The 26,178-nt window shown below is 51.7% G+C and carries 20 protein-coding genes; 18 read left to right on the top strand and 2 right to left on the bottom strand.

Features of this window, described 5'->3' with window-relative positions:
* Positions 1 to 402 precede the first annotated feature (402 nt).
* The gene (locus IOQ59_RS18800; protein ID WP_193955013.1) at positions 403 to 4,248 is read left to right on the top strand and encodes an EAL domain-containing protein; all 3,846 of its coding nucleotides are present in this window, start codon (positions 403 to 405) and stop codon (positions 4,246 to 4,248) included.
* 95 nt (positions 4,249 to 4,343) lie between these two features.
* Here the strand turns inward: IOQ59_RS18800 and narL are convergent, their stop codons facing one another.
* Both narL and IOQ59_RS18790 read right to left on the bottom strand, forming a co-directional pair.
* Entirely contained in the window at positions 4,344 to 5,012 is a 669-nt protein-coding gene (gene narL / locus IOQ59_RS18795) for a two-component system response regulator NarL (RefSeq protein WP_193955012.1), read from the bottom strand.
* A 15-nt stretch (positions 5,013 to 5,027) separates the two neighbouring features.
* A complete protein-coding gene (locus IOQ59_RS18790) occupies positions 5,028 to 6,848 on the bottom strand; it encodes a type IV pili methyl-accepting chemotaxis transducer N-terminal domain-containing protein (protein ID WP_193955011.1) in 1,821 nt (606 codons plus the stop codon).
* Between the two features lie 297 nt (positions 6,849 to 7,145).
* Between IOQ59_RS18790 and IOQ59_RS18785 the strand changes: the two genes are divergently transcribed.
* The 17 genes from IOQ59_RS18785 (at position 7,146) to ybaK (ending at position 26,021) form a co-directional block, all read left to right on the top strand.
* Positions 7,146 to 8,396, top strand: a complete 1,251-nt coding sequence (locus tag IOQ59_RS18785) for an MFS transporter (RefSeq protein WP_193955010.1) — start codon at positions 7,146 to 7,148, stop codon at positions 8,394 to 8,396.
* Between the two features lie 117 nt (positions 8,397 to 8,513).
* Complete coding sequence (locus tag IOQ59_RS18780) at positions 8,514 to 10,118, top strand: MFS transporter (protein ID WP_193955009.1); 1,605 nt, start codon at positions 8,514 to 8,516, stop codon at positions 10,116 to 10,118.
* Between the two features lie 679 nt (positions 10,119 to 10,797).
* Positions 10,798 to 14,550: a nitrate reductase subunit alpha gene (locus IOQ59_RS18775; RefSeq protein ID WP_193955008.1), complete on the top strand. Its 3,753-nt coding sequence runs from the start codon at positions 10,798 to 10,800 to the stop codon at positions 14,548 to 14,550.
* On the top strand, positions 14,547 to 16,109 hold the full coding sequence (gene narH / locus IOQ59_RS18770) for a nitrate reductase subunit beta (RefSeq protein ID WP_193955007.1): 1,563 nt from the start codon (positions 14,547 to 14,549) through the stop codon (positions 16,107 to 16,109). Before IOQ59_RS18775 ends, narH begins: the two co-directional genes overlap by 4 nt.
* Positions 16,102 to 16,854, top strand: a complete 753-nt coding sequence (gene narJ, locus IOQ59_RS18765) for a nitrate reductase molybdenum cofactor assembly chaperone (protein WP_193955006.1) — start codon at positions 16,102 to 16,104, stop codon at positions 16,852 to 16,854. Before narH ends, narJ begins: the two co-directional genes overlap by 8 nt.
* 19 nt (positions 16,855 to 16,873) lie before the next feature.
* Positions 16,874 to 17,548, top strand: a complete 675-nt coding sequence (narI, locus tag IOQ59_RS18760; protein ID WP_193955005.1) for a respiratory nitrate reductase subunit gamma — start codon at positions 16,874 to 16,876, stop codon at positions 17,546 to 17,548.
* A 70-nt stretch (positions 17,549 to 17,618) separates the two neighbouring features.
* The gene (locus IOQ59_RS18755; RefSeq protein WP_193955004.1) at positions 17,619 to 18,434 is read left to right on the top strand and encodes a peptidylprolyl isomerase; all 816 of its coding nucleotides are present in this window, start codon (positions 17,619 to 17,621) and stop codon (positions 18,432 to 18,434) included.
* Between the two features lie 49 nt (positions 18,435 to 18,483).
* Positions 18,484 to 19,107 (top strand): carbonate dehydratase, encoded by a 624-nt coding sequence (can, locus tag IOQ59_RS18750; protein ID WP_193955003.1) that lies wholly within the window; start codon positions 18,484 to 18,486, stop codon positions 19,105 to 19,107.
* A 339-nt stretch (positions 19,108 to 19,446) separates the two neighbouring features.
* Positions 19,447 to 20,448, top strand: a complete 1,002-nt coding sequence (gene moaA, locus IOQ59_RS18745; protein WP_193955002.1) for a GTP 3',8-cyclase MoaA — start codon at positions 19,447 to 19,449, stop codon at positions 20,446 to 20,448.
* Between the two features lie 7 nt (positions 20,449 to 20,455).
* Positions 20,456 to 21,160 carry a Crp/Fnr family transcriptional regulator gene (locus IOQ59_RS18740; RefSeq protein WP_193955001.1) on the top strand — a complete coding sequence of 235 codons (705 nt, stop codon included), beginning with the start codon at positions 20,456 to 20,458 and terminating at the stop codon, positions 21,158 to 21,160.
* Positions 21,157 to 21,630 (top strand): putative zinc-binding protein, encoded by a 474-nt coding sequence (locus tag IOQ59_RS21410; RefSeq protein WP_193955000.1) that lies wholly within the window; start codon positions 21,157 to 21,159, stop codon positions 21,628 to 21,630. The genes IOQ59_RS18740 and IOQ59_RS21410 overlap by 4 nt, the downstream gene beginning before the upstream one ends.
* The gene (gene moaB, locus IOQ59_RS18730) at positions 21,576 to 22,124 is read left to right on the top strand and encodes a molybdenum cofactor biosynthesis protein B (protein ID WP_193954999.1); all 549 of its coding nucleotides are present in this window, start codon (positions 21,576 to 21,578) and stop codon (positions 22,122 to 22,124) included. The genes IOQ59_RS21410 and moaB overlap by 55 nt, the downstream gene beginning before the upstream one ends.
* A gap of 57 nt (positions 22,125 to 22,181) precedes the next feature.
* Complete coding sequence (locus IOQ59_RS18725; RefSeq protein WP_193954998.1) at positions 22,182 to 23,411, top strand: molybdopterin molybdotransferase MoeA; 1,230 nt, start codon at positions 22,182 to 22,184, stop codon at positions 23,409 to 23,411.
* Between the two features lie 26 nt (positions 23,412 to 23,437).
* Positions 23,438 to 24,040, top strand: a complete 603-nt coding sequence (gene mobA, locus IOQ59_RS18720) for a molybdenum cofactor guanylyltransferase MobA (RefSeq protein WP_193954997.1) — start codon at positions 23,438 to 23,440, stop codon at positions 24,038 to 24,040.
* A 289-nt stretch (positions 24,041 to 24,329) separates the two neighbouring features.
* Entirely contained in the window at positions 24,330 to 24,878 is a 549-nt protein-coding gene (locus tag IOQ59_RS18715) for a BPSL1445 family SYLF domain-containing lipoprotein (protein ID WP_307727063.1), read from the top strand.
* Positions 24,879 to 24,884: 6 nt separating this feature from the next.
* Entirely contained in the window at positions 24,885 to 25,451 is a 567-nt protein-coding gene (locus IOQ59_RS18710; protein ID WP_193954995.1) for a hypothetical protein, read from the top strand.
* A gap of 96 nt (positions 25,452 to 25,547) precedes the next feature.
* Positions 25,548 to 26,021, top strand: coding sequence for a Cys-tRNA(Pro) deacylase (ybaK, locus tag IOQ59_RS18705; RefSeq protein ID WP_193954994.1), 474 nt, complete (start codon positions 25,548 to 25,550; stop codon positions 26,019 to 26,021).
* The last annotated feature ends 157 nt before the right edge of the window (positions 26,022 to 26,178 follow it).

Raw genomic sequence — 26,178 nt, 5'->3', positions numbered from 1 at the left:
TCTGACAGCGTGCGATGGCTGTTTTAGAACCTTGACTCTCAGAGGTGTTCAGGGCCTCGTATTAACTGGCAAGTAATCCGGCGTGGACAGCGATGTTCCGCCGGTTTTTTTTGTCTCAAAATCCCCCCATTCCCAACCGTTAGCACCCGTTGCTATCTCCCAGATACGTTAGAGTGTTGGCGTTTTTATGTGTCTGCATATCCGTTGCGTATCCCCGTACTTTGTTCCACGACAATGGGGCATCTAATCGTTTGTTGTTTGAATTGCTGCGTGCGCGTTATTGTGCAACTATTCAGATTGATCTCCGATGTGTTTGAATCGTGGAGATCCTGGACCCTTGCCTTTGACTGGCGATTGAATCAATCGTAGTAGTCGGATGCTCAGACAAAGGAACAGATCATCATGCGGTTGACCCAACCTTCTAGTTCCGATGCGGGTGAGCAGTCATCAGCCCCGCCCGCGACAACTCACTTCACCCCGCCAGCCGTTTATATACTGGGCTTGATTCTTTTTTTCGCACTGGCACTTGGTATTTATCTGGCTGAAGCGCTCAGTGCTGAGCGTTATGCAACGGAACGACGTGCAGAGGTTCAGAAGCATCTTTATACCCTGCGCAATCAATTAGAAAACACGTTGATTAGTGATATGCAGTTGGCGAAAGGACTGGTTGCGGCATTGGCAACCGATCCTCAGCTAGATCAGCGTGCGTTCGAGAAAGCCGCTGCTGCATTGTTGAAAAAAAATACTCAACTACTTGGGTTGTCTGCTGCGCCTGATTTGAAGATCAAGTTGATTTACCCGCTGGTTGATGGCGAAGACGTCTTGGGGCTCGACTTGCGTCAGGTGCCAAACCAGTTTGGTGCCATTGAGCGGGCCCGCGAATCTGGAGGTATTGTATTGGCGGGCCCCGTGGAACTGATTGAAGGTGGAACTGCGTTTATCGCCCGGATGCCAGTCATTCTTGAAAACAGTAAGGGAGAGGATTATTTTTGGGGCATCGCCAGTGCGTTGATCGATGAACAGAGTTTGTATCGGAATAGTGGCATCCTAAATCATGAACTGCCGGTTGAGATTGCGATTCGTGGGCGCGATGCGTTAGGTGTGAACGGAGATGTCTTTTTTGGTCGCGCTCCGTTGTTTAATGAACAACCTGAACTGACTGACATTCAACTGCCGGTAGGGCATTGGCAAGTGGCTGCTGTGCCGACGTCGTCTTTTGTGGGGCCTGCCGAGAATTTAATTGCGATGCGTCTGGGGTATGGATTGGCTTCACTGATCCTCCTTGTGGCATTTCTGGAAATGGCGCGTGCCGTAAGTTCAGCCTCAAAAGCCCGTCATCAGGCTGAGCAGGCTCAATCACAACTCAGGACATCCTTGCGCGCCTTGCACGAGAGGGAATTGCTGCTGAGGACCGTGATTGACGAAATGCCGGATGTGCTGGTGCTTAAAGACGGCAATGGAAAATTCCTATTAGGCAATAAGGCGGTGGCCCGCTTGTATCACACCACGCCAGAAGAGATGGTCGGCAAGGATGACGGTGATTTTGGTGTGCCCGCTGAAATGGTCGAGTTCTTCCGCGAAAATGTATTGGCTGTCATGGCTCGCGGTGAAACCGAAGTGGTGTACGAAGATAGTACCGATTCTGCCACGGGAGAGGTGCGTCATTTCAAATCGATCAAAAAACCGTTTCTTGATGCGCAGGGTAATAACCAGATACTCGTTATCGCTCATGATATTACGGATATCGTTACTGCACAGAAGCAGGTGGCGGAGAGTGAAGGCAAACTGCGTACAATTTTGGATAACGTGGATGCTTACATCTATCTGAAAGATGACGAGGGACGGTATCTGTTTGCTAACCAACCTATTCGTGATATCTGGCACAGCGAAGAGCAGGACATTGTAGGTTTTACCGATACAAAATTTTTCGACGCGGAGAGTGCACAGCATATCCGGGAGAATGATCGTCAGGTGATGGTGCAGGGCGAGGCCTTACGGAAAGAAGAGACCGTCAAAATACTCGGTACCAGCGAACCGACCACGTATAAAACAACCAAGCTGCCTTTACGTACAGAGGACGGTGAAATTTATGCGCTCTGCGGTATTTCCGTAGATATTTCAGAGATCAAGCGGATTGAGCAAGCGCTGCGTGAAAGTGAGCAGCGATTTAAGGTGGCTGGCAAGGCCGCCTATGATTTGATCTATGAGTGGGATGTCGCCACCGACTCATTGCAGTGGTTTGGTGATATTGATCGTATTCTCGGCTATGACGAGGGGGAGGTTTCACACCATATTGAAACCTGGCTCAAACTGATTCATCCAGAAGATGCTGGGATGTTAGTTGATGCTGTGCAGTTGCACCGAACCTCAACCCAGCCTATTAGCTATGAATATCGAATCCAGCATAAAGATGGAACCTACTGTTTCTGGAGTGACCGTGCATTGCCATTGCTTGATGACAGTGGTCTTCCCTACAAGTGGGTGGGAGTGTGCACTGATATCACGACCCAGAAACAGCAGCAACATCAGCTGGAGTTTAGTGCCTACCATGACAAGTTAACCAGCCTACCTAACCGTCTTTTACTTTCTGATCGTTTGCGTCAGGCAATGCATCAGGAAGACCGCCGGGGACAGGGGTTAGCGGTGGTTTATATCGATCTGGATGGTTTTAAGGAGATCAATGATAGCCACGGTCATGAGGTTGGTGATCACCTGCTTATGGCTATTTCACATCGTTTTCAGCGTGTGTTGCGTGAAGGTGACACGATTGCCCGTCTGGGTGGGGATGAGTTTGTTGCGGTATTGATTGGCATAGAGGATGCCGCGAGTTCAATTCCAATGTTACGCCGTATCCTGAACACTATTGCAGAGCCTATCCTGATAGATGACTTGGTGCTGCAAGTATCTGCCAGTCTTGGAGTGACGTTCTATCCGCAGATGGAAGATGTTGATGCGGATCAGCTGATGCGTCAGGCCGATCAGGCGATGTATCAGGCCAAGCTGTCGGGCAAAAACCGTTACTACTTCTTTGATACGGAGCATGATCGCAGTATGCGCGGTCAACATGAAAGCCAAGGCCGTATCGCTGAGGCGTTGAAACAAAATGAGTTCCAACTCCATTACCAACCGAAAGTGAACATGCGTAGCGGCCGGGTTGTGGGTATGGAAGCGTTGATTCGCTGGAATCATCCGGAAGAAGGGCTGTTGCAGCCCGCAGAATTTTTACCCGTGATCGAAGATCAGCCCGTTGCCGTTGATCTGGGTGAATGGGTGATAGAGCAGGCGTTACAGCAGATCGAACGCTGGAATATGGCCGAGCTGGATATTCCCGTTAGTGTGAACATTGGTGGCTTGCAACTGCAGCAGGCCGATTTCGTGCGGCGATTACAAGCGATGTTGGCTGCATATCCGAATGTACGTCCTGAAAGCCTGGAGCTGGAAGTGCTGGAGACCAGCGCCTTGCAGGACATCGTGAAAGTGTCGGCGGTCATGCGGGACTGTCAGGCGATCGGTGTCAGCTTTGCGCTGGATGATTTTGGTACCGGGTATTCTTCGCTGACCTATCTGAAGCACTTACCGGCCGCAGTGTTAAAAATTGATCGCTCCTTTGTGCGGGATATGCTGGATGACCCGGATGATCTGGCGATTCTTGAAGGCATCATGGGGATGTCCTCAGCCTTCCGTCGTCAGGTTATCGCTGAAGGTGTTGAGCACATTGAGCACGGTACGATGTTGCTGCAACTGGGATGTGAGTTGGGGCAGGGATACGCGATTGCTAAACCGATGCCAGCGGATGAAGTGGCCGGCTGGATGGCTCAGTGGAAACCACCTAAGGTGTGGCAACGCCAGCAGCGCATCAGCCGTGATGACCTGTCGTTGCTGTTTGCGGCGATTGAACACCGTGCCTGGGTCCGGGCCATTGATCGTTATGTACATTCTGATGATCAGTTTATACCGCCACTGGATCCCTGCGAGTGTCGCTTTGGCCAGTGGTTGTACAATGAAGGGAATCAGCGATATGGCGGCTCAACGCTGTTTGAGGAGATTATCGATCTGCACAAGCAGGTACATCACTGCGGTGAAGATGTTTGTCTGCACGGAGCGTCAGGAGACATGCAAGCGGTTGCGAAGGCTCAGGAGGAGTTGAATGACCTTAGTGATGATCTGTTGAGCTGTTTGTGTGTGTTAATGAATGACTATGCCATCGGGCATCTGGCGAATATAGAGCAGCCTGTCGGCGGTGATTGACACCCGCATCCGCAGACCTCCGGGAAGCGTGTATGTCCTTTCTGGAGGTCTGCGGATCTGTCAGAGATAACCTGTTGAGGCGTGGTGCTGGTGGCCTATTTTAGGCCTTCCTGTACTGCCCAAACGGCGACTTCTACACGTGAGCGCAGGTTCAGTTTCTTCAGCAAGTGCTTCACATGAACTTTCACAGTGCCTTCAGTAATGCTCAGTTTGCGAGCGATCAGTTTATTCGGCAGGCCCGCGGCAATCAATTTAATGATCTGTTTCTCGCGCGGGGTCAGGCTGCTGATGTCTGGCCCTTTCGAGGCTGTGCGTTTACTTTGTAGCGCTTGCGCAAGCAGGGTTGTCAGGCGTTCGCTGATGACCATTTTCCCGGTTGCTGCCTGATTCAGATTGCTCAGCAACTCTTCAGGCTCCATATCCTTCAGCAGGTATCCGTCGGCACCCGCTTTAAGGGCGGCGACCACATCCTCTTCATTGTCTGACACTGTAAAGACCACCACGCGTGAGCTGACGCCATCGTCACGCAGCATCTTCAGGGTCTCGATGCCGTTGATCTCGGGCATATTAAGATCCAGCAAGATTAGATCAGGCTCGTGTTCCAATGCTTGTGCTAATCCTTCGTGAGCGTTACTGGCTTCAGCAACCACTTCCAGATCGGTATCCAGTTCGATCAGCTGTTTTACACCTTTTCGTAGCAGCGGGTGGTCGTCGATCAATAGGATCGATGCCTTGCTACCTTGCTCACTGCTTATGTCACTCATAAAAAATCCTGCTACTTATCTCTGTTTAGGGCGGAAGCGCATCATGACCTGAACACCACCGCCGTCGCGATTGTTAACCGACAGGTCGCCGTTCAAGGTGCTGGCGCGGTCGCGCATGATTACCAGACCATAATGGTTGGTGAGGTCTTTGTCATTGGGTAATCCGATACCATCGTCTTCAATGCAGACTTCAACCTGTTCACCGGGTTGCATAACATGGACCGATACCTCGCTGGCCTGACTGTGTTTAACGACATTCGCGAGGGCTTCACGGACCAGCTGCAAAACATGCACCTCTTCGTTCGGGCTGAGGCTTTGGTGGCGCAAGCTGTACTTCAGTCCGATATCGAGATCCAAGCGCTCAGAGAACTCTTTGATGGTCGCTTCCAAAGCCGGTTTCAGGCCCGGTTGGTCCAGTGTCAGGCGGAAGGTTGTCAGCAGTTCTCGTAACTGACGATACGCATTGTTCAAGCCTTCCTTCAGCTCATTGGTCACATCATCAATCTGGCTTTCATCCGCATGCTTTTTACGCAAAATCTGCAATCGGCTGACCTGCATCTTCAGATAAGAGAGGGATTGTGCCAGTGAATCGTGCAGCTCGCGGGCAATAACCGCGCGCTCTTCCATCAGGGACATCTGCTGTTCTTTTTCTGCCTTCAATTCAAGCGAGAGCACAGTGCCAAGGTTTTCCACTAACGTGGTGAGCAGACGTATCTGCTCGTTTGACGGTGGAGTATCCGGGTTGAATTCAACGATAAATTCGCCGAAATACGCCTCTCGGGTCTGAATCGGAATGCTCAGCGAGTCGCGTACTTTGTTGTCGATGCGTGATACCAGGCACACATCACAGCTCTGATTGGCGCAATCATCCGGGCGTTCCAGAAGCTGAGTGGTTAAGGTGCGATAGCTGTTGCGCTGGTTAGGTTCACACAAGGTGACGCGGACCGGGCCTACCGGAATGACTTCTTCCAGCTTTTTCATGACGGGCATCAGGCGGCGACAGATATCTTCGTCGCGGTTAAAGCGGCGGGTAGCTTCATACAGCAGTTGCAGGGTTTCGTTGGTGTTGCGCAGCTGCGCGGTTTTTTTCTGCACCCGGTTTTCAAGATCGGTATAGGTTTTGGATAGTTCTTCGGCCATATGGTTGAAGGTTGTGCCTAGCAGCCCCAGTTCATCGTCACTCTGGTAATACACCCGGGCATCAAGGTTACCCTGACCGGCTTTTTTGGCGGCATCCAGCAGTTGGGCCAGCGGTTCTACGACGTTACTTTTGATGTCATACATGGCGATGAAGATGATCAGGATGGTCATAAACAGGCTGATGCCTTGTACCAGGCTGAGTAACTTGATCTTGGATTCGGTGCTTTCCTCTAGAAGCTGCACCAGATGATCGATCTTGGGGACAAATTCTTCGAAGCTGCGCAGATATTCGGCATTTCCACGTGGACCTGCCTGGATTGCCATGGTCAGAGCGGGGGCGAGTTCATTCTGCCATTCGTCAATCAGGCTCTCATAGAACTGTCGCTGATTGTGTTCACTGTCACTGGGAATAACGTTCGCCAGTTTGGGGCTTTTGATGCGTTGTTCGAACTCATCCAGCGAATTTTGTACTTTCTGCAGGGTGTTTTCCGATGCGTGAATTTCGTGCTGTTGGGTTTCAGCCACAATGCGGTAGGACATCATTCGTAATGAGCCGGCCAGGTTGATACCCGCGGCATCCCCCTGTGTACTTTCCGCCACAATGACCGAGCTGATCATGCTGATCAGCGCCATCAAACTGATGGCAAACATGGCGGTACCAAGACGAGTGATGATCGATTGGTTGAGGAAATTCATAGGTAAGCCCCGTGATTGACTGGCGGTACTCATAAAGAACCAGTCGCTGAAAAGCGTTTTCTTACGCCTTCTACTAAAGTCCACAAATTATCAGCTAAAACAGCAGCTTACAAAGGAAATAAGAGGTACCACTAAGGAGGTATTCCTATAAAACCGCCATCTTTTCAGTAAGTTAGAACTTGATTCGGATCAATACCCGGATGCTCTGTGAGGGATAGGTTTTGACTTAACGCAAGTTCAAACACCTCCGAGATTGTGATGGCCCAGGATACTCAAAAGCAAATATCAGCACTGATTATGAGCACATTGATGTTCGCAGGGTGCTTTGCTGTCTGGACGTTGATCTCGGTAATCGGTGTACAGATCAAGTATGAACTACAGTTGAGCGAGACGGAATTCGGGTTTTTGGTGGCGACACCGATCCTGAGTGGTGCGCTGGCTCGCTTGCCGATGGGGATGTTGGCAGAGCGCTTTGGCGGCCGTCAACTGATGACGGGCTTAGTCCTGCTAGTCAGTATTCCGCTCTACGCCTTCTCGTACGCTGAAACATACTGGCAGTATCTGGCGCTGGGCCTTTGTATTGGTATGGCCGGCAGTAGTTTTGCCATCGGAATCCATTATGTATCTGCCTGGGCTTCCCGTGACAATCAGGGGTTGGCGATGGGCATCTTCGGTGCTGGCAACCTGGGTGCGGCACTGACCAACCTTGTTGCGCCGCTGATCATTATCGCTTACGGCTGGCGCATGGCGCCGGTGGCGTACGCCTTCGTACTGGTGTTGCTGGGGCTGTTGTTCTGGTTGCTGACACAGGACGACCCGGTGCATCAGCGCCGCACTGAGCAACAGAGCGAACCTAAGCTGAATCAGCTGTTTATCCCACTGCTTGATCTGCGTGTATGGCGTTTCGGTCTCTACTATTTCTTCGTATTCGGTGGCTACGTGGCATTGACCTTATGGTTGCCTGAATACTACGTCACTCAATATGGACTGGATCTGAAAACTGCGTCCTTCCTGACCTTGCTGTTCACTGTACCCGGTGCGTTAACCCGGGTTATCGGTGGCTGGTGTGCGGATCAGATTGGCGCGCGCCGGGTGAACTGGTCGGTTTTCTGGATCTGTCTGATCTGTCTCTTTTTCCTTTCCTATCCACCTACAACCATGACTATTCATGGCACTGAGCAAGACATGACGTTTCTGCTCGAGATGCCGGTCTGGATGTTTACTGTACTAGTGATGATTGTGGGTGTGGCAATGGGATTTGGCAAAGCCAGCGTGTTTCGCATGGTGTACGACTACTACCCCGATCGGATGGGGACTGTGGGCGGCGCTGTCGGGCTGCTGGGAGCGATTGGTGGTTTTGTACTGCCGATCAGTTTTGGTCTGGTGACAGACCTGTTTGGGGTTCGTAGCTCTTGCTTCATGTTGCTTTACGGTCTGCTGGCGGTATGCATGGTCACCATGTTTTACGGCATCAGCAAACAGGACCAGAAGCAGCGTTTGCAGGAGGCGATCCAGAATAACTTTCTGAAAGAGAACCTGGACGCTTAGGATGGCGGACACCCGGGGGGCCGGTTTAGGTTTGAAGAGATCAGAAAGTGCCATTTGAACACATATAAGAGGACGGGAAGTACATTCCTGTTCTGCTCTAAGCCTGGAGAATCAGTTATGTCTGATCTACGCACGTGGGATGTCGAGGACACCAAGTTCTGGGAATCCGAAGGCAAGAAGGTGGCGAACCGAAATCTGTGGATCTCGATCCCCAGCTTGCTGAGTGGTTTCGCCGTGTGGTTGTACTGGGGCATCATCACAGTACAGATGTTGAACCTCGGTTTTGGCTTTGAAAAAGCTGAACTGTTTACTCTCGCGGGTATTGCCGGTCTGACCGGTGCAACGCTGCGTATCCCGAGTAGTTTCTTTATTCGTATTGCGGGTGGTCGAAACACCATCTTCTTTACCACGGCGCTGTTGATGTTGCCGGCTGCGGGTGCAGGTTTTGCGCTGCAGGACAAAGATACGCCATTGTATGTGTTCCAGATCCTGGCGTTCCTGTCCGGTATTGGTGGTGGTAACTTTGCATCGTCCATGTCCAACATCAGCTTCTTCTTCCCGAAACGTCAGCAGGGTCTGGCGCTGGGTCTGAACGCAGGTCTGGGTAATGCAGGTGTAACTACCATGCAGATCCTGATCCCACTGGTGATGACATTTGGTATCTTCGGTGGTGAGCCGATGATTCTGGAAAACACCTCCGGTACGCTGATCGGTAAGATCCCTGCGGGTTCTGAAACCTACATCCACAATGCTGGCTTTGTATGGTTGCTGCTGTTGATCCCTCTGGCGATTGCGGGTTGGTTCGGCATGAACAACATCCGTACCGAAGCGGTATCTCCTGATATCGGTTCTCCTGCAGGTGCGATGGGTAAAATCACTGGCCTGCTGCTGATCGGTTTCTTCACCGCAGCATGTGGTCTGTATGTGATTCTGCCTGCACCACTGGGTATGGGTGCACCAGGCTGGGCTAAATGGCCTGTGATCGCGGGTATCCTCTTCAGCACCATCATGCTGATGAAGATGATCCCGGGTGATATCCGTCCAAATCTGCAGCGTCAGTTCAAGATCTTTGAAAACAAGCACACCTGGGTGATGAGTGTTATCTACACCATGACTTTCGGTAGCTTCATCGGTTACTCCGCAGGTTTCGCCCTGGCGATCAAAGTCGTATTCGGTTACCAGCACATCATGGTAGACGGTGTACTGACCCACGAAACTGTGAACGCTAACGGCCCATCTGCTCTGATGTACGCTTGGATGGGACCATTTATCGGCGCACTGATCCGTCCTGTTGGCGGTTGGATTGCGGATAAAGTGGGTGGCGCTAAAGTGACTCAGTACGTTGCTGTCGTAATGATCGCAAGTGCATTGGGTGTAGCTTACTTCCTGAAAGCGGCTTACCAGTCTGCAACTCCGGAAGAGTTCTTCGTACCATTCCTGATCCTGTTCCTGGTGCTGTTCGCCGCAACTGGTATTGGTAACGGTTCCACTTTCCGTACTATCGCGATGGTATTCCCGAAAGAGCAGGCAGGTCCTGCACTGGGTTGGACTTCTGCGGTAGCGGCTTACGGTGCCTTCCTGATCCCTAAAATCTTCGGTGAGCAGATCAAGCTGGCGACTCCAGAAGTTGCTCTGTACGGCTTCGCGGTATTCTACGCGGTATGTCTGGTACTGAACTGGTGGTACTACCTCGGCCCTAAAGCTGAGTTCAAAAACCCTTAAGATTTTTCTCCCTTAGGTGTTTTGACGGGGTCTTCGGACCCCGTTTTTGCGTTTGTGCGCTGTTGAGGTGTTTCGTATAGCTGTTGGGTATCGCGTTGCTCAACCCAACCTACGAAGACTACGAGCGTACTTTGCCTGTAGGTTGGGTCGAACCCAACATTTGCTACTCAGTCTCCAGTAATCTCACTGCAGCTTGGGTCGAGCGTAGCGATACCCAGCATCTAAAAACAGGCCCCATATTTTGGTGTGCTATCTACAAAATATCCGCTGTTCTAGCCTTCCCCACGTCGGCTGTTGAAGTGGTACCCATTAAGAACCCTGGCTACTCCCTCACTTACCCCCTTGTTCTTCCTGTCTCTAAAAAACCTTTATAAATCATCAGGTTAAACCGGTAATTCGATATACCTCTTTGGTGGTAACTCGTTGATTAGCAAGGTTTTTGCGCATTTTGGATGTTGATCTGGGTCAACAGTCTCCGGCTGATAGTGGCGTAACTTGGGTCTCACAGTAAACGCAGATGGACTGCACGGACGCAGATAAATCTGTAACAGACCAGCCGTCATCCGGTTGTTGGGGTGGCCCGATCCTTGAGCAGATCAGGTTATTGCACACCGGGTAAAACCGCCGAGTCCATCTAAGATGGGCTCAGTCCTGACCAAGGGGTTTCAGGAGATAAGACATGAGCCATTTGCTTGATCGATTAAAATATCTGAAAAAACAAAAGCCCGAGAGCTTCTCTGGCGGTCATGGCCAGACCACCGATGAAAGTCGTGATTGGGAAGACGGTTATCGCCAGCGTTGGCAGCACGATAAAGTCGTGCGTTCGACCCACGGCGTAAACTGCACCGGCTCTTGTAGCTGGAAAATCTACGTGAAAAACGGTCTGATCACCTGGGAAACCCAGCAGACTGACTACCCACGTACACGCCCGGATCTGCCAAACCATGAACCACGTGGCTGCCCACGTGGCGCGAGTTACTCTTGGTATATCTACAGTGCCAACCGTTTGAAGTACCCAACTGTCCGTAAACGCCTGTTGAAGCTGTGGCGTGAGGCGAAAGCCCGCAATAGCGATCCGGTGGCGGCATGGGCATCAATTGTAGAAGACGATGCGAGAGCGAAGTCCTACAAGTCTGTTCGTGGTCAGGGTGGTTTTGTACGTTCAAGCTGGGATGAAGTTAACGAGATCATCGCTGCGTCTAACACTTACACGATTAAAGAGCATGGTCCTGACCGTGTGATTGGCTTCTCTCCAATCCCGGCAATGTCCATGGTCTCTTATGCAGCTGGTGCGCGTTACCTGTCTCTGATTGGCGGTGCTTGCCTGAGCTTCTACGATTGGTACTGTGACCTGCCACCTGCATCTCCGATGACATGGGGTGAGCAGACCGACGTACCTGAATCGGCTGACTGGTATAACTCCAACTACATCATCGCTTGGGGTTCTAACGTACCTCAGACCCGTACCCCGGATGCTCACTTCTTTACAGAAGTGCGTTACAAAGGTACGAAGACCGTCGGTATCACACCGGATTACTCCGAAGTTGCGAAACTCTGTGACCTGTGGCTGAACCCGAAACAGGGTACAGATGCTGCACTGTCGATGGCATTTGGTCATGTCATCCTGAAAGAGTTCCACGTTGATAACCCAAGCCAGTACTTCACCGACTACGTGCGTAAAACCACGGATATGCCGTTCCTTGTAGAACTGGAAGCGCGTGAAGATGGCAGTTACGCTGCAGGTCGATTCACCCGTGCATCCGACTTTGATGCGGGCCTCGGACAAGACAACAACCCTGAATGGAAAACAGTCGCCTTTGATGAGCAGAGCAACAGCTTTGTTGTACCAAACGGTTCTATCGGTTTCCGTTGGGGTGAAAAAGGTAAGTGGAACACTGAAGAGAAAGAAGCAAGCGAAGGCCGTTCAACTACGTTGAAACTGTCGTTGCTGGATAGCCACGATGAAGTCGTGTCTGTTGGCTTCCCTTACTTCGGCGGTGAAGAAAACGAACACTTTACCAACAACAAGTTTGCTGACGTTGTTCATCACAATCTGCCGGCTAAACGCATCAATACTGTCGATGGCGAAAAACTCGTCGTGACAGTGTACGACCTGATGCTGGCGAACTACGGTATTGACCGTGGTCTGGGTGGTGACTTTGTTGCGACTTCCTACGACGACAACGCGCCTTACACCCCTGCATGGCAGGAGCCGATTACCGGTGTTAAACGCGATGTGGTGATCCAGGTTGCGCGTGAGTTCGCTGATAACGCCAACAAGACCAAAGGTCGCTCCATGGTCATCGTCGGTGCCGGTATGAACCACTGGTATCACATGGACATGAACTACCGTGGCTTGATGAACATGCTGATCATGTGTGGTTGTGTCGGTCAGTCTGGTGGTGGTTGGGCACACTATGTGGGTCAGGAAAAACTGCGTCCACAGTGTGGTTGGTTGCCTCTGGCATTTGGTTTGGATTGGCAGCGTCCACCACGTCACATGAACGGTACCTCCTTCTTCTACAACCACTCTAGCCAGTGGCGTTATGAGAAGCTGGACGTTGATGAGATCCTGTCTCCGTTGGCTGACAAGTCCAAGTGGACCGGTAGCCTGATTGACTACAACGTACGTGCAGAGCGTATGGGTTGGTTGCCATCTGCGCCTCAGCTGGGTACTAACCCACTGGAGCTGACAAAAGCGGCAGAAGCTGCGGGCAAGTCACCACAGGATTACACGGTTGAACAGCTGAAATCCGGTGCGTTGAGCTTCGCCTGTGAAGATCCGGATAACCCGAAAAACTTCCCGCGTAACATGTTTGTATGGCGCTCTAACCTGCTGGGTTCCTCCGGTAAAGGTCACGAGTACCTGCTGAAATACTTGCTGGGTACAAACCACGGTCTGATGAACAAAGATCTGGGTGAAGACAACGGTAAGAAGCCGGAAGAAGTGATTTGGAATGACAAGGGCGCTGAAGGCAAGGTTGACCTGCTGGTAACGCTGGACTTCCGTATGTCTACCACCTGTCTCTACTCCGATATCGTGTTGCCAACTGCAACCTGGTACGAGAAAGATGACCTGAATACATCGGACATGCACCCGTTCATTCACCCTCTGTCTGCAGCGACTGACCCTGCTTGGGAAGCGCGCTCTGACTGGGATATCTACAAAGGCATTGCTGAGAAATTCTCTGAGGTCTGCGTTGGTCACCTGGGTGTTGAGAAAGATATCGTTACTGTTCCTATGCAGCACGATACTCCGGGAGAACTGGCACAGCCGATGGGCGTACTGGACTGGAAGAAAGGCGAATGTGAGCCGGTTCCAGGCAAGTCCATGCCAAATCTGGCGGTGGTTGAACGTGACTACCCGAATACCTACAAGCGCTTCACTTCTGTAGGTCCGTTGCTGGAATCTCTGGGTAACGGCGGTAAAGGTATCACTTGGGATACGAAGGAAGAGGTCGATTTCCTTAAGAAACTCAACTGGACTCACACCGAAGAGGGTGCATCTGAAGGTCGGGCGAAGCTGGAAACAGCGATCGATGCGGCTGAGATGATCCTGAGCCTTGCGCCGGAAACCAACGGTACCGTTGCAGTGAAAGCGTGGGAAGCACTGGGTGAGTACACCGGTCTTGATCACTCACACCTGGCGAAGCCAAAAGAAGAGGAAAAAATCCGCTTCCGTGATGTTCAGGCGCAGCCTCGTAAGATCATCTCCTCTCCAACCTGGTCAGGTCTGGAAGATGAGCACGTGTCTTACAACGCTTGTTACACCAACGTTCATGAGTTGATCCCTTGGCGTACGGTTACCGGTCGTCAGCAGTTCTATCAAGATCACGAGTGGATGCGTGACTTCGGTGAAAGCTTGATGTCGTATCGTCCGCCGATCAACACCAAGTCGGTTAACCCGATCATGAATGCCAAGCCAAACGGCAACCCAGAGATCGCGTTGAACTGGATCACACCGCACCAGAAGTGGGGTATTCACTCCACCTACAGTGACAACCTGATCATGCTGACTCTGTCTCGTGGTGGTCCGATTATCTGGATGTCTGAAGTGGATGCAGCAAAAGTCGGTATCGAAGATAACGACTGGGTTGAGATCTTCAACACCAACGGCGCGATTGCTGCCCGTGTGGTGGTATCACAGCGTGTGAATGAAGGTATGACCATGATGTACCACGCACAGGAACGTATCGTGAACGTACCTGGTGCAGAAACAACCGGCACCCGCGGTGGTATCCATAACTCGGTAACCCGTGTATGCCCTAAACCGACTCACATGATCGGTGGTTATGCACAACAGTCCTACGGCTTTAACTACTACGGCACTGTTGGTTCCAACCGTGATGAGTTTGTAGTTGTTCGTAAGATGAAGAACATCGACTGGTTGGATGGTGAAGACAACAACACCGTTCAGGAGGCAGCCAAATGAAAATTCGCTCCCAAGTAGGCATGGTGCTGAATCTCGATAAGTGTATCGGTTGTCACACCTGCTCAATCACCTGTAAGAACGTCTGGACCTCACGTGAGGGTATGGAGTACGGCTGGTTCAACAACGTTGAAACTAAGCCTGGCATCGGTTACCCGAAAGAGTGGGAGAACCAGGACAAGTGGAAAGGTGGCTGGATTCGCAAAGCCGATGGCAACATCGAGCCGCGTATCGGTGGTAAATGGCGTGTGTTGGCGAATATCTTCGCCAACCCGGATATGCCTGAGATCGACGATTATTACGAGCCGTTCGATTTCGATTACCAGCAGCTGCACAACGCGCCAGAAGGTAAGCACCAGCCGGTTGCTCGTCCACGCTCACTGATCACCGGTGACCGTATGGACAAGATCGAATGGGGTCCGAACTGGGAAGAGATCCTCGGTACTGAGTTCGTCAAACGTTCTAAAGATAAGAACTTCGACAACGTACAGAAGGATATCTACGGCCAGTTCGAGAACACCTTCATGATGTACCTGCCACGTCTGTGTGAGCACTGTCTGAACCCTGCATGCGTAGCATCTTGCCCATCCGGTGCGATCTACAAACGCGAAGAAGACGGTATCGTACTGATCGATCAGGACAAGTGCCGCGGCTGGCGCATGTGTGTCAGCGGTTGCCCGTACAAGAAGATCTACTACAACTGGAAAACCGGTAAATCTGAGAAGTGTATCTTCTGTTACCCACGTATTGAGTCCGGTCTGCCGACTGTCTGCTCCGAGACCTGTGTTGGCCGTATCCGTTACCTCGGTGTGATGCTTTACGATGCGGACCGCATTAAAGAAGTTGCAGCATCCGGTAACGAACAGGACCTGTACGAGAAACAGCTGGAAATCTTCCTGGATCCGTTTGATCCGGCAGTGATTGCTCAGGCACGCAAAGATGGTGTTGATGACAACGTAATCACAGCCGCTCAGAACTCTCCAGTGTACAAACTGGCGATGGACTGGAAACTGGCGCTGCCTCTGCACCCTGAATACCGCACACTGCCAATGGTTTGGTATGTGCCACCACTAAGCCCGATCCAGTCTGCAGCTGATGCTGGCAAGATCGGTATGAACGGTGCACTGCCGGATGTTGATTCCCTGCGAATCCCGGTTAAGTACCTGGCGAACCTGCTGACTGCCGGTGACGAGAAGCCTGTTAAGGAAGCGCTGAAGCGTATCCTGGCGATGCGTGCATACAAGCGTGACGAACAGGTGGAAGGCAAGCTGAATCTGGAAGTTCTGGAAGAAGTGGGTCTGACCGAAGGACAGGCAAAAGAGATGTATCGTTACCTGGCAATCGCCAACTACGAAGATCGCTTTGTCGTTCCTACCAGCCACCGCGAACTGGCGAAGGAAGCCTTCCCAGAGCGTAACGGTTGTGGCTTCAGCTTTGGTAACGGCTGTGCCGGTGGTGAGACTGAATTCAACCTGTTCGGGGCGAAGAAGCAGAACGTCACTATGGTCGAGAAGATCAGCGGCGTGAAGCAGGTAGACCCGAAGGAGTTGACCGATGCGTAATCTGAAAATCATCTCCGCCCTGATGGACTATCCAGAAGCTGAGCTTCTGGAGGGTCGTCAGGAGTTGATCGATGAACTGCGCGACGATGTTTTCCTGGAAGAACCACAGAAAGCGGCGCTGATCGAGTTTATCGATCAGATCTGCACCTCCGATCTGCTGGATGTTCAGGAAGAGTACGTGTCGCTGTTCGATCGGGGACGTTCCCACTCTCTGTTGTTGTTTGAACACGTCCATGGTGAAAGCCGTGACCGTGGTCAGGCGATGGTGGATCTGATGTCCGTCTACGAGAAACAGGGCTTTGAGATCAGCCAGCGTGAGCTACCTGATTACATCCCGCTGTTTCTTGAGTTCCTGTCTATACGGCCGGAACAGGAAGTACGCCAGTGGCTGGCCGATATCAGCCACATTCTAGCCCTGCTGGAAGCGCGACTGCACAAACGGGAAAGTGGTTATGCGGTGCTGTTCGAAGCACTGCTGAGCCTGACCGGGGTGGTAGTTGAGCGTGAGGAGCTGAAGGAAAAAGTTGCGTCTGAAGCGCGTGACGATACCCCTGAAGCACTCGATAAAGTCTGGGAAGAAGAGATGGTGCGCTTCACCGAGGGTGGCGCTCAGGACAGCGCGTCCAGCTGTGGCGATAGCCTGCTGACTCAGCGTCGTCGTGAACTGGATTCCGTGGATATCGCAAAACCACTGCATATTCAGCCGAGTGTTCAACCGTCTCCGACAGGTACAACCGGCTCCTGAGGGGCCCGGGAGAAATAGAATGTCTTACATTAATGATCTTTTGTTTGGGGTGTACCCGTACATCGCCGGTGCCATCTTCCTGATCGGTAGCTGGATTCGTTACGACCGGGAACAATACACCTGGCGCGCAAGCTCCAGTCAGATGCTGAGCTCGAAAGGGTTCCGTATGGCGAGCAACCTGTTCCACGTGGGCGTGTTGTTCATCTTCTTCGGTCACCTTGTGGGTCTGCTGACACCACATGCGGTGTACGAACCGTTTATCTCTACCGGTGGTAAGCAGCTGCTTGCAATCATCAGTGGTGGTATTGCGGGTGTGGTGTGCTGGGTTGGCTGCTTCCTGCTGTTGAAACGTCGCCTGGGTGACAAACGTGTCCGAGCGACCAGTACTAAAGCAGACATCTTTATCCTGATCCTGCTGTTCGTACAGGTAACACTGGGTCTGCTGACCATCCCATTCTCTATGGGTCACCTGGACGGTAGCGTGATGTTGCTACTCGCAGGTTGGGCACAGAGTCTGGTTACACTGCAGGCTGATGCGGCGAGCCATCTGGTGAATGTCGGCTTTATCTACAAGCTGCACATCTTTGTGGGTCTGACTATGTTTGTTGTCTTCCCATTCACCCGTATGGTGCACATCTGGAGCGCGCCGGTGAAATACTTCGCCCGCGGTTACCAGATCGTACGTCAGCGTTAAGATCGATCCGACACCTGCGGTATAAGCCGCGGGTGTCTCTACTTTTTACCACCGTCTGAGGAGCAACCTCATGCAGATGATTGAAACCACCTCCCTGCCAACAGAAGCACCGGATTTTGATGATGTGATTGTCAACGGCAAAACCATTGAAGCCACGACTATCCTGCAAGAGATGCAGTACTACCCGGCGGAAACAATGGAAGACTCCCGTCAGCAGGCTGCACAGTCGCTGGTGGTGCGCGAGCTGTTATTACAGCGCGCTAAAGAATTAAATCTTGTTCCTGATGATAGCGATGCTGATTACGAACAACTGATCAGTACCTTACTGGAGCAAGAAGTGGACCTGTCTACTGCAGATCCAGAAACTTGCGAACGTTATTTCGAAGCCAATATGGAGCGTTTCAAAACGCCTGTACTGATCGCAGCAAGCCATATTTTGCTGGGTGCCGATCCCAATGATCTGGAAGAACGTGCGGCACGTCAGGCTGAAGCTGAGTCGCTGATCAGCACGCTGCAAGATAACCCGGATCGATTTGCGGCACTGGCGCAGCTGAATTCCGATTGTCCATCAAAAGAAGTGGGCGGTCAGATGGGGCAGCTGGATAAAGGTCAGACCGTGCCGGAGTTTGAGCGTCAGGTGTTTAACCTTGACGTAGGCCTGGCAGAACGACCGGTTGAAAGCCGTTACGGTTTTCATGTGGTCCGTATCGACCAGCGTGTTGAAGGTGAGCAACTGCCTTACGAAGCGGTTGAAGACCGTATTCGTATGTACCTGCAGGAACGTAACTACCGCCGTGCTGTAAATCAGTACATTCAGTTGCTGGCGGGTGATGCTGAAATTGCTGGTATCGAGTTACTGGGCGCAGATGCCCTGTTGGTTCAGTAGACACTGTTGGGACGTCTGTCTCTGATGTCATGGTTGCGAGGGGAACAAGATGCTTTCTGATCTATTAGCCAATAACAAAGCCTGGGCGAAGAAGATGGAAGAGCGCCGTCCGGGTTTTTTTAAAGAGCTGGCAGCGCAGCAGAAACCGGATTATCTCTGGATTGGCTGCTCCGATAGCCGGGTACCCGCCAATGAGATTGTGGGTTTGATGCCGGGAGAGCTCTTCGTTCACCGTAATATCGCCAATATGGTGCTGCATACAGACCTTAATTGTCTCTCTGTGCTGCACTACGCGGTTGATGTGCTTAAGGTTAAACACATCATTGTCTGCGGACACTATGGTTGCGGTGGTGTGCGTGCATCGCTCGGCCATCAGGATCTGGGCCTGATCGATAACTGGTTGCGTCACCTGAAAGATATCGGTTACGCAAATCGGGATATTCTCAGTGCAGAAACCGATGAAGACCGCCGTGTTGACCGTTTCTGTGAATTGAACGTGATGGCACAAGTGAGCAACGTCTGTAAAACCAAACCGGTTCAGCGTGCCTGGAAAGCAGGCCGAGAGCTTACGATTCATGGTTGGATCTATAGCATCGAAGATGGTGTGATTAAAGACCTGAAAGTGGATGCGGATGACTTCAATAGTATGCCGGAGTTGTATTGGGTGGAGTGATTGTCTCGATGAAGTGGAAAGGCACCTTTTTAGGTGCCTTTTTTGTACCTTGTTGGGTCGGAACTGGCCCGCAGGCTGCCTAAAACCATACCTGCTGTGTGTTTTCTTGGCGTAGTAGGCCAATAACCCTGCGCTAAATCAATAGAACGTGCTTTTGTCCCTGACGTCTTTTCCGACCTATAGGGGTATTCGAAAAATGCCCGTCATGCCTTATAAAATGGGGCATTTGGATGCTTATTCCTATCTCCAATATTCCTCTCTCTTACCACCTGTGAGGTATACCTGAGCCTTGGGCGCGTTGCGATAATCGATTGCAATTACTTTCCCAGGAGTTCAGCTATGAACACACCCGAAACACAGTTGATTGACGGTTACGGTCGCAAGATCGATTACATCCGTTTATCCGTAACTGACCGCTGTGATTTTCGTTGTGTGTACTGCATGGCTGAAGATATGCAGTTTTTGCCACGGGCTAAAGTGCTTTCATTGGAAGAGCTGGCCACACTGGGTGAATCTTTCGTTAATCTGGGGATTAAACGTATCCGTCTGACCGGCGGTGAGCCGCTGGTACGCCGTGGCATTGTTGATCTTATCGCCAGACTTTCAGCATTGCCGGGTTTAGACGAAGTGACCCTGACCACCAACGGTTCTCAGCTGAGCAAGTTTGCTAAGCCACTGAAAGATGCAGGTCTGAAGCGCATTAACGTCAGCCTCGACAGCCTCAATCCGGAGCGCTTTGCGAAGATGACCCGGCGCGATATGTTACCTCAAGTGTTGGCGGGTATTGATGCGGCAGTGGTGGAAGGATTTGAGAAGATCAAACTCAACGCTGTGGTGATGAAGAATCACAATGACGATGAGATCTTGTCGCTGGTGGATTACGCGCAACAGCGTGATATCGATATCAGTTTCATCGAGGAGATGCCGTTAGGGCAGATCCAATCTCACGACCGTAAACAGGCTTACTGCTCCAGCGATGATGTGCGACAGGTCGTAGAAACGGCTTACGGCCTGCTGCCGAGCACGGATACTACCGGTGGGCCTTCCCGTTACTATCGGATTCCAAGTGCGCAGGGCAAAATCGGCTTTATCTCTCCTCATAGTCATAATTTCTGTTCCAGCTGCAATCGCCTGCGGGTGACTGCGGAGGGACGCTTGCTGCTGTGTTTAGGGCAGGAAAACTCGGTTGATTTGCGCGAGGTGCTACGTCGCTATCCCGGAGAATCTCAACGCATCGAAGCACTGATTCGTGATGCGATCATCCGCCGTCCGGAGGGCCATCAGTTTGCTGAGGATGACGCCCCACAGGTGTTGCGGTTTATGAACATGACCGGGGGTTAGGTGAGCGATGAATAAAATCGGTGATAAAGAGACCATGATGGCCGAGGCACTTCGGCAGATTCGTCAGCATACGCTGCTCGCAGCACTTAACGATGAACAGTTTCATGCGCTCACCAGTCATTCCCGACTGATCGATTTGAAAGCGGATCAAACCTTATTCCAGCAAGATGGAGAAGCTGAGCGTTTCTTCATCGTGTTACAGGGCAGTATCAAGCTGTTTCGTCTGACCTCGGAAGGGCGCGAAATCGTGATGAATGTCCTGACACCGGATAATGCCGTGGGCGAAGCTGCCATGTTTATGGCCGAACATCACTATCCGGTGAACGCCAGTGCGATTGAGCACAGTCAGGTGATCTCTCTGAGCAGTAACATCTATCAACGTTTGTTACGTGATTCCTCAGAAAGTTGTTTTGGCGTATTGGCCGCGATGGCGTGTCGTTTACAAAACAGCATGGCAGAGATCGAAACCCTGACGTTGCAAAGTGCGTCTCATCGGGTGATCCGTTTTTTGCTTAGTCTGGTGAAAGGTGACGACGAACGGGTGGAGGTGAAGTTGCCGGTGGCCAAGCAACTCATCGCCGCACGGTTGGCGATGCAGCCGGAAACCTTCTCTCGTGTGATGCGTGACTTTAAAAGCCGTGGGTTATTGGAAGTCGATGGGTGCCATCTGACGATCCTGAGTGTGACCGGTTTGAAAGGGTTAATGGGATGAAACGCCGCGACCTGCCGTTAGTCTATGCCTGCTCGGGTTGTTCCAGCGTGGCGCAGCTGGCGAACGACGTGGCGGTACATCTCGATCATGAGGGCAAGGCCGAAATGTCCTGTATTTCTGGCGTGGGCGGCGGCGTACCTGCATTGGTTAAAGTGGCACAGTCAGGGCGCAATATCATCGCAATTGATGGCTGTCAGATGCATTGTGTCGCAGCGTGTCTCGACAAATGTGGCGTAGAAGCTGATCAACACATAAAGCTTTATGAGCAAGGCCATAAGAAGCGCCTTGGTAAAAAAGCCTCAACAGAAGATTTCGTTGAGGTAATCGAACAACTTGAGCACCGCCTGGAACAGCTGCAACGTGACAACGCAGATGCCAGCCGGTGCACTAATGATGATTCCGATGGAGACTCCAGATGGGGCACGCAAAAAAAGATGCGGTTTTTCAGCCGCTCAACATTGCGGTATTAACCGTTTCTGACACCCGCACACTGGAGACCGATACGTCCGGCGACACGCTGCAACAGTGTGTCACCGATGCTGGCCACGCCTTGTGGTGGCGTGAAATCAAGCCGGATTGCATCTATCAACTGCGCTCTGTGGTGTCTCAATGGATCGCACAGCCTGAGGTGCATATCATTCTGGTGACAGGTGGTACTGGTTTTACCGCACGTGACACCACGCCGGAAGCACTGACGCCATTGTTTGATAAACAGGTTGAAGGTTACGGTGAGCTGTTCCGCCAGATCTCCTATGACGAGATTGGTACATCGACCATTCAATCACGTGCAGTTGCAGGTGTCGCCAACCGTACGGTGATCTTTGCTATGCCAGGATCACCTAAAGCCTGTAAAACGGCGTGGGAAAAAATCATCCGTGAACAGCTGGATGCCCGTCATCGTCCGTGTAATTTTGTTGAGATGGTGATGCCGAATGTGAACACGGCGTGTGGCTCCCGTTCCTGATTGATGCATAGAAGAATTGCCTGAAGACCTGTACGACCCGATTGCCGGAGAGACTTTATGACTGCCTGTAGCTGTGATTACGATCGTTTAATGCCTTTTAACACAGCGTTAGAAAAGCTGCTGGCATCGGCCAGCGTTGTTTCCGGTACGGAGGAGCTGGCGCTTGATCAGGCTGTTGGTCGTGTGCTGGCCGCTGATGTGTGCTCCACAATTTCCGTCCCGCCCGCGGATAACAGTGCGATGGACGGCTATGCGGTGAACACCACATCGCTACCGGAAAGCTTGCTCATTCCGATTAGCCAGCGTATTGCAGCGGGTGAGCAGGGACAGAGCCTTGAGCCGGGTACGGCCGCCCGCATCTTTACGGGTTCAGAGATCCCTCCCGGTGCGGATGCCGTGATTATGCAGGAGCAATGCCGACGGGTGGGGAATGATATTCAGCTGCTGATTCATCCCGAAGAGGGGGATCATATCCGCCCTGAGGGGCAGGATATTCAGCCGGGCCATTGCGTTGTTGCACAAGGCACCGTGTTGGATGGTCGTCATCTGGGGGTCATCGCTTCGGTGGGCGTTCCGAAGGTAAATGTGTACCGCAGAATTAAAGTTGCGGTGCTGACGACCGGTGATGAACTGGTTCTACCCGGGCAGTCCTGTGGTCCCGGCAAAATCTTCAACTCCAACTATTTTACCCTTCAGGGGCTACTGGAGCCGATGGGCGTTGACGTGGTTTTCCCGGGAATTATCGAAGATGACCCGGACGCTACGCGCAATGCCTTGAAGGATGCTGCTGCAGACGCTGATCTTGTGATCAGCAGCGGTGGTGTATCGGTGGGCGAAGAAGATCATGTCAAAGCGGCTGTTGAAAGCCTCGGCGAGCTGATGCTCTGGCGTCTGGCGATCAAGCCGGGCAAACCGCTGGCGTATGGGCGTGTCGGAGACACGCCATTTATCGGCTTGCCGGGCAACCCCGGTGCGGTACTGGTGACATTCCTGATGTTGGCACGCCCCTACATTCGTACCATGCAAGGTTGTGGAGAGGTGTTGCCAAAACGCTTCTTGGTGAAAAGTGGTTACGAACGTAAGAAAGTGGTCGCACGTGAGGAATTCCTGCGTGCCGCTCTCAGCGCAGAGAATGGCGAGCTAAGCGCGGCGCCTGCACACAGTCAAAGCTCCGGTGTGCTCAGCTCTTCAGTCATGGCCGACGGCTTGTTGGTTATCCCTTCCGAGCAGGCTGTTGCAAAGGGCGATCAGCTCGAATTTATCCCGTTTAATGGCCTGTTGGCTTAAGCCAGATCCGACACGGAGACTGCGTGATGAAATCATCTGATCTGAAACCTGTGACCTCAGTCGCTGCGGTGATTCTTGCCGGCGGGCAGGGCAGTCGTATGGGCGGTGAAGACAAAGGACTCGTGCCTTTCAAGCAAGATCCGATGATCAGCTGGACGCTGGACAAAGTGCGGCCGCTGGTGGATGCGCTGGTGATCAGCTGTAACCGTAATCAGTCGGTGTATGCCGGGTTTGGTGAGCAGACGGTGACCGATGATACCCAAGGGTTTGTGGGGCCGTTGGCGGGTGTACAGGCCGCAATGAATCAATTGAGCACTCAGCACAGTCATTTGCTGGTGCTGCCCTGTGACACGCCCCTGATCAGTCAGGAGTTGATTGCTCTGCTGATCAATAAAGCGCGGCAACAGCCCGATGCTATTACTTTGCTGCGTGCGGCTGGACGGCCGCAGTTTTTGCATGCGGTTATCCCTCTGCAATACCACTCAAACCTCAATGAGAGGCTTGCGTCCGGGCAGCGTGCGGTATTTAAGTGGTACAAGCAGTTTCCGATTCAGGAAATTGATGTTGAAACCCATGCCCAGTGTCTGGTGAACATGAACACCTTCGAACATCTCTCCTTGTCAGCCTGATGCTGTTGATTGGGGCGAGCGCCAGCGATACCCAACCATACCCAATTAATAGGAACCATCGTTGTAGATACCTGATCGTGATGTCCTGTCACTTGATCAGGTCTGGCTTTACCCTGAACTTTTCTTGCCAATACCACTCTGATCATCGCACGCTTTTTGCCAGAACCGTCTTCCCGCACTAATCTGAATCTCAGGACACCTCTGATCGGCTGTTGTACAGTCTTGCGGCTTTCGGTCACAGGCTCGTTACAGGTAGGTAACACACAACTATCCCAGAGAAGGGGAATTGATGATGTTACGGAAACTACAGCTCACTTTTTTATTATTGCTCAGCGTTATGCTGATGATTCCAAGTGCTCAGGCGGCCTCGCGGCAGGAGATTAACGCCAAGGTGCAGGAAGCCCTGTCTCAGTTATACAAAAGCTCATCGTCCGGTAAACGTCTCACTCAGAAAGCGGTTGGGGTATTGGTCTTTCCTGAGGTGATCAAGGCTGGGTTTGGCATTGGAGGAGAATACGGCGAAGGTGCATTGCTTCGAGGCGGAAAAACCCAAGGTTATTACAACCTGGTCTCGGCCTCTTTAGGCTTGCAGTTCGGTGCTCAGATGAAGTCTGAGGTCATCCTGTTTATGACACAGAAAGCGATGAACAAATTTCTATACAGCGATGGTTGGGAAGCCGGTGTGGACGGCAGTGTCGCCGTGGCGACATTTGGTGCGGGTGGAGAGATCGATAGCCATACCGCCCAGCAACCGATCATTGGGTTTATTTTTTCTAATAAAGGGCTGATGTACAACCTCACCATTGAGGGCGCAAAAATCAGCAAAATCGACAGGTAGATGAATATGCGTGTATTGATTGGATTGATCTGTGTAGCGTTGGCTTCTAGCCCTGCTTTAGCGGGAAAACCTGAGTGGGCAGGTAATGATAAACACGAGAAACAACAATCAAAAGAGATGAAAAAAGCCAAAGTAAAGGCGAAATCTGAAGAGAAAGCTAAGCCTGCCAAAGCCGATAAAAAGAATAGAACGTCGGATAAAAAACAGTATTTTGCAGCGCATGATCATGACCTGATTCGTGAGTACTATGCCGAAGAAGGTGTAGAGCACGGACATAAAGGTGGAAAAGTAAAAGATCTTCCTCCGGGTCTGCAAAAGAAACTGGATCGGGGAGGCGAATTACCTCCGGGGTGGCAGCGTAAGTTGGAACGCGGTGAAGTTGTGGATCGAGAAGTACGCTCCTACGCGCATCCGGTTCCAGAAAGTCTTGCTGCACGTTTGCCATACGATGCAGCGACAGAAGAGATCATACGTATACAGGACAAAGTGATCCGTATGAGTCGGGGGGAGGGGACGATTATTGATGTAATCGATATTGCAGACGTCTTCGTCGGGCGCGGCATGCGCGAATAACACCGCTGATTGCTTGGTAAGACCAGATTTCGTAGTGATTAGAGGATTGATTCAGAGCGGCCTATAATGGCCGCTCTGCTGTATAAGGAGCTAATAATGACACCGGCAATCAACGCGGCCAAAAAGGGTAAGGTTAAATACAACATCCACGAGTACAGTCACGATCCCGCGGCGGCGTCCTACGGTGAGGAAGCCGCTGAAGCGTTGGGATTGGAGTATGGACGCGTCTTTAAAACGCTGTTGGTCGCGATGAACGGTGATAATCGTAAACTGGCCGTGGCCGTTGTGCCGGTATCTGTGCAACTGGACTTAAAAGCGATGGCTAGCGCGCTGAAAGCAAAAAAAGTAGCAATGGCCAACCCAACCGATGCTGAACGTGCGACCGGTTATGTGGTGGGCGGCATCAGCCCGCTGGGGCAGAAAAAGAGATTGCCTATGGTGTTGGACAGTAGTGCTGAGAATTACGACAGCATCTGTATGAGCGCAGGGCGTCGTGGGTTAGAGATTGAAATGGCTGCAGCCGACCTGATGAAGCTTACCGGGGCTGCTATGGCATCCATTGGGCGGTAGGACTATGATCTATGGCACTTCAATATGTACTTTCATAGGGATGAACAGTTTAACGTAATGTGATGCAGGTTGGATTAGCTGAGACTGTAGATAAAACTGTGTAACTGCCTATTATTGAGCCAGCAATGGCTAAGGATAGGCAGTATGGACAAGCAAC

Origin of the sequence: Pontibacterium sinense (assembly GCF_015209595.1) — a bacterium.
Taxonomy (GTDB): domain Bacteria; phylum Pseudomonadota; class Gammaproteobacteria; order Pseudomonadales; family Balneatricaceae; genus Pontibacterium; species Pontibacterium sinense.
This window is presented reverse-complemented; position numbering and strand designations above follow the sequence as displayed.

Bases quoted from the DNA above. Each gene is read 5' to 3' on its own strand.
- IOQ59_RS18800 (WP_193955013.1), top strand. From the start codon at position 403: ATGCGGTTGACCCAACCTTCTAGTTCCGATGCGGGTGAGCAGTCATCA.
- narL (WP_193955012.1), bottom strand. From the start codon at position 5,012: ATGAGTGACATAAGCAGTGAGCAAGGTAGCAAGGCATCGATCCTATTG.
- IOQ59_RS18790 (WP_193955011.1), bottom strand. From the start codon at position 6,848: ATGAATTTCCTCAACCAATCGATCATCACTCGTCTTGGTACCGCCATG.
- IOQ59_RS18785 (WP_193955010.1), top strand. From the start codon at position 7,146: ATGAGCACATTGATGTTCGCAGGGTGCTTTGCTGTCTGGACGTTGATC.
- IOQ59_RS18780 (WP_193955009.1), top strand. From the start codon at position 8,514: ATGTCTGATCTACGCACGTGGGATGTCGAGGACACCAAGTTCTGGGAA.
- IOQ59_RS18775 (WP_193955008.1), top strand. From the start codon at position 10,798: ATGAGCCATTTGCTTGATCGATTAAAATATCTGAAAAAACAAAAGCCC.
- narH (WP_193955007.1), top strand. From the start codon at position 14,547: ATGAAAATTCGCTCCCAAGTAGGCATGGTGCTGAATCTCGATAAGTGT.
- narJ (WP_193955006.1), top strand. From the start codon at position 16,102: ATGCGTAATCTGAAAATCATCTCCGCCCTGATGGACTATCCAGAAGCT.
- narI (WP_193955005.1), top strand. From the start codon at position 16,874: ATGTCTTACATTAATGATCTTTTGTTTGGGGTGTACCCGTACATCGCC.
- IOQ59_RS18755 (WP_193955004.1), top strand. From the start codon at position 17,619: ATGCAGATGATTGAAACCACCTCCCTGCCAACAGAAGCACCGGATTTT.
- can (WP_193955003.1), top strand. From the start codon at position 18,484: ATGCTTTCTGATCTATTAGCCAATAACAAAGCCTGGGCGAAGAAGATG.
- moaA (WP_193955002.1), top strand. From the start codon at position 19,447: ATGAACACACCCGAAACACAGTTGATTGACGGTTACGGTCGCAAGATC.
- IOQ59_RS18740 (WP_193955001.1), top strand. From the start codon at position 20,456: ATGAATAAAATCGGTGATAAAGAGACCATGATGGCCGAGGCACTTCGG.
- IOQ59_RS21410 (WP_193955000.1), top strand. From the start codon at position 21,157: ATGAAACGCCGCGACCTGCCGTTAGTCTATGCCTGCTCGGGTTGTTCC.
- moaB (WP_193954999.1), top strand. From the start codon at position 21,576: ATGGGGCACGCAAAAAAAGATGCGGTTTTTCAGCCGCTCAACATTGCG.
- IOQ59_RS18725 (WP_193954998.1), top strand. From the start codon at position 22,182: ATGACTGCCTGTAGCTGTGATTACGATCGTTTAATGCCTTTTAACACA.
- mobA (WP_193954997.1), top strand. From the start codon at position 23,438: ATGAAATCATCTGATCTGAAACCTGTGACCTCAGTCGCTGCGGTGATT.
- IOQ59_RS18715 (WP_307727063.1), top strand. From the start codon at position 24,330: ATGATGTTACGGAAACTACAGCTCACTTTTTTATTATTGCTCAGCGTT.
- IOQ59_RS18710 (WP_193954995.1), top strand. From the start codon at position 24,885: ATGCGTGTATTGATTGGATTGATCTGTGTAGCGTTGGCTTCTAGCCCT.
- ybaK (WP_193954994.1), top strand. From the start codon at position 25,548: ATGACACCGGCAATCAACGCGGCCAAAAAGGGTAAGGTTAAATACAAC.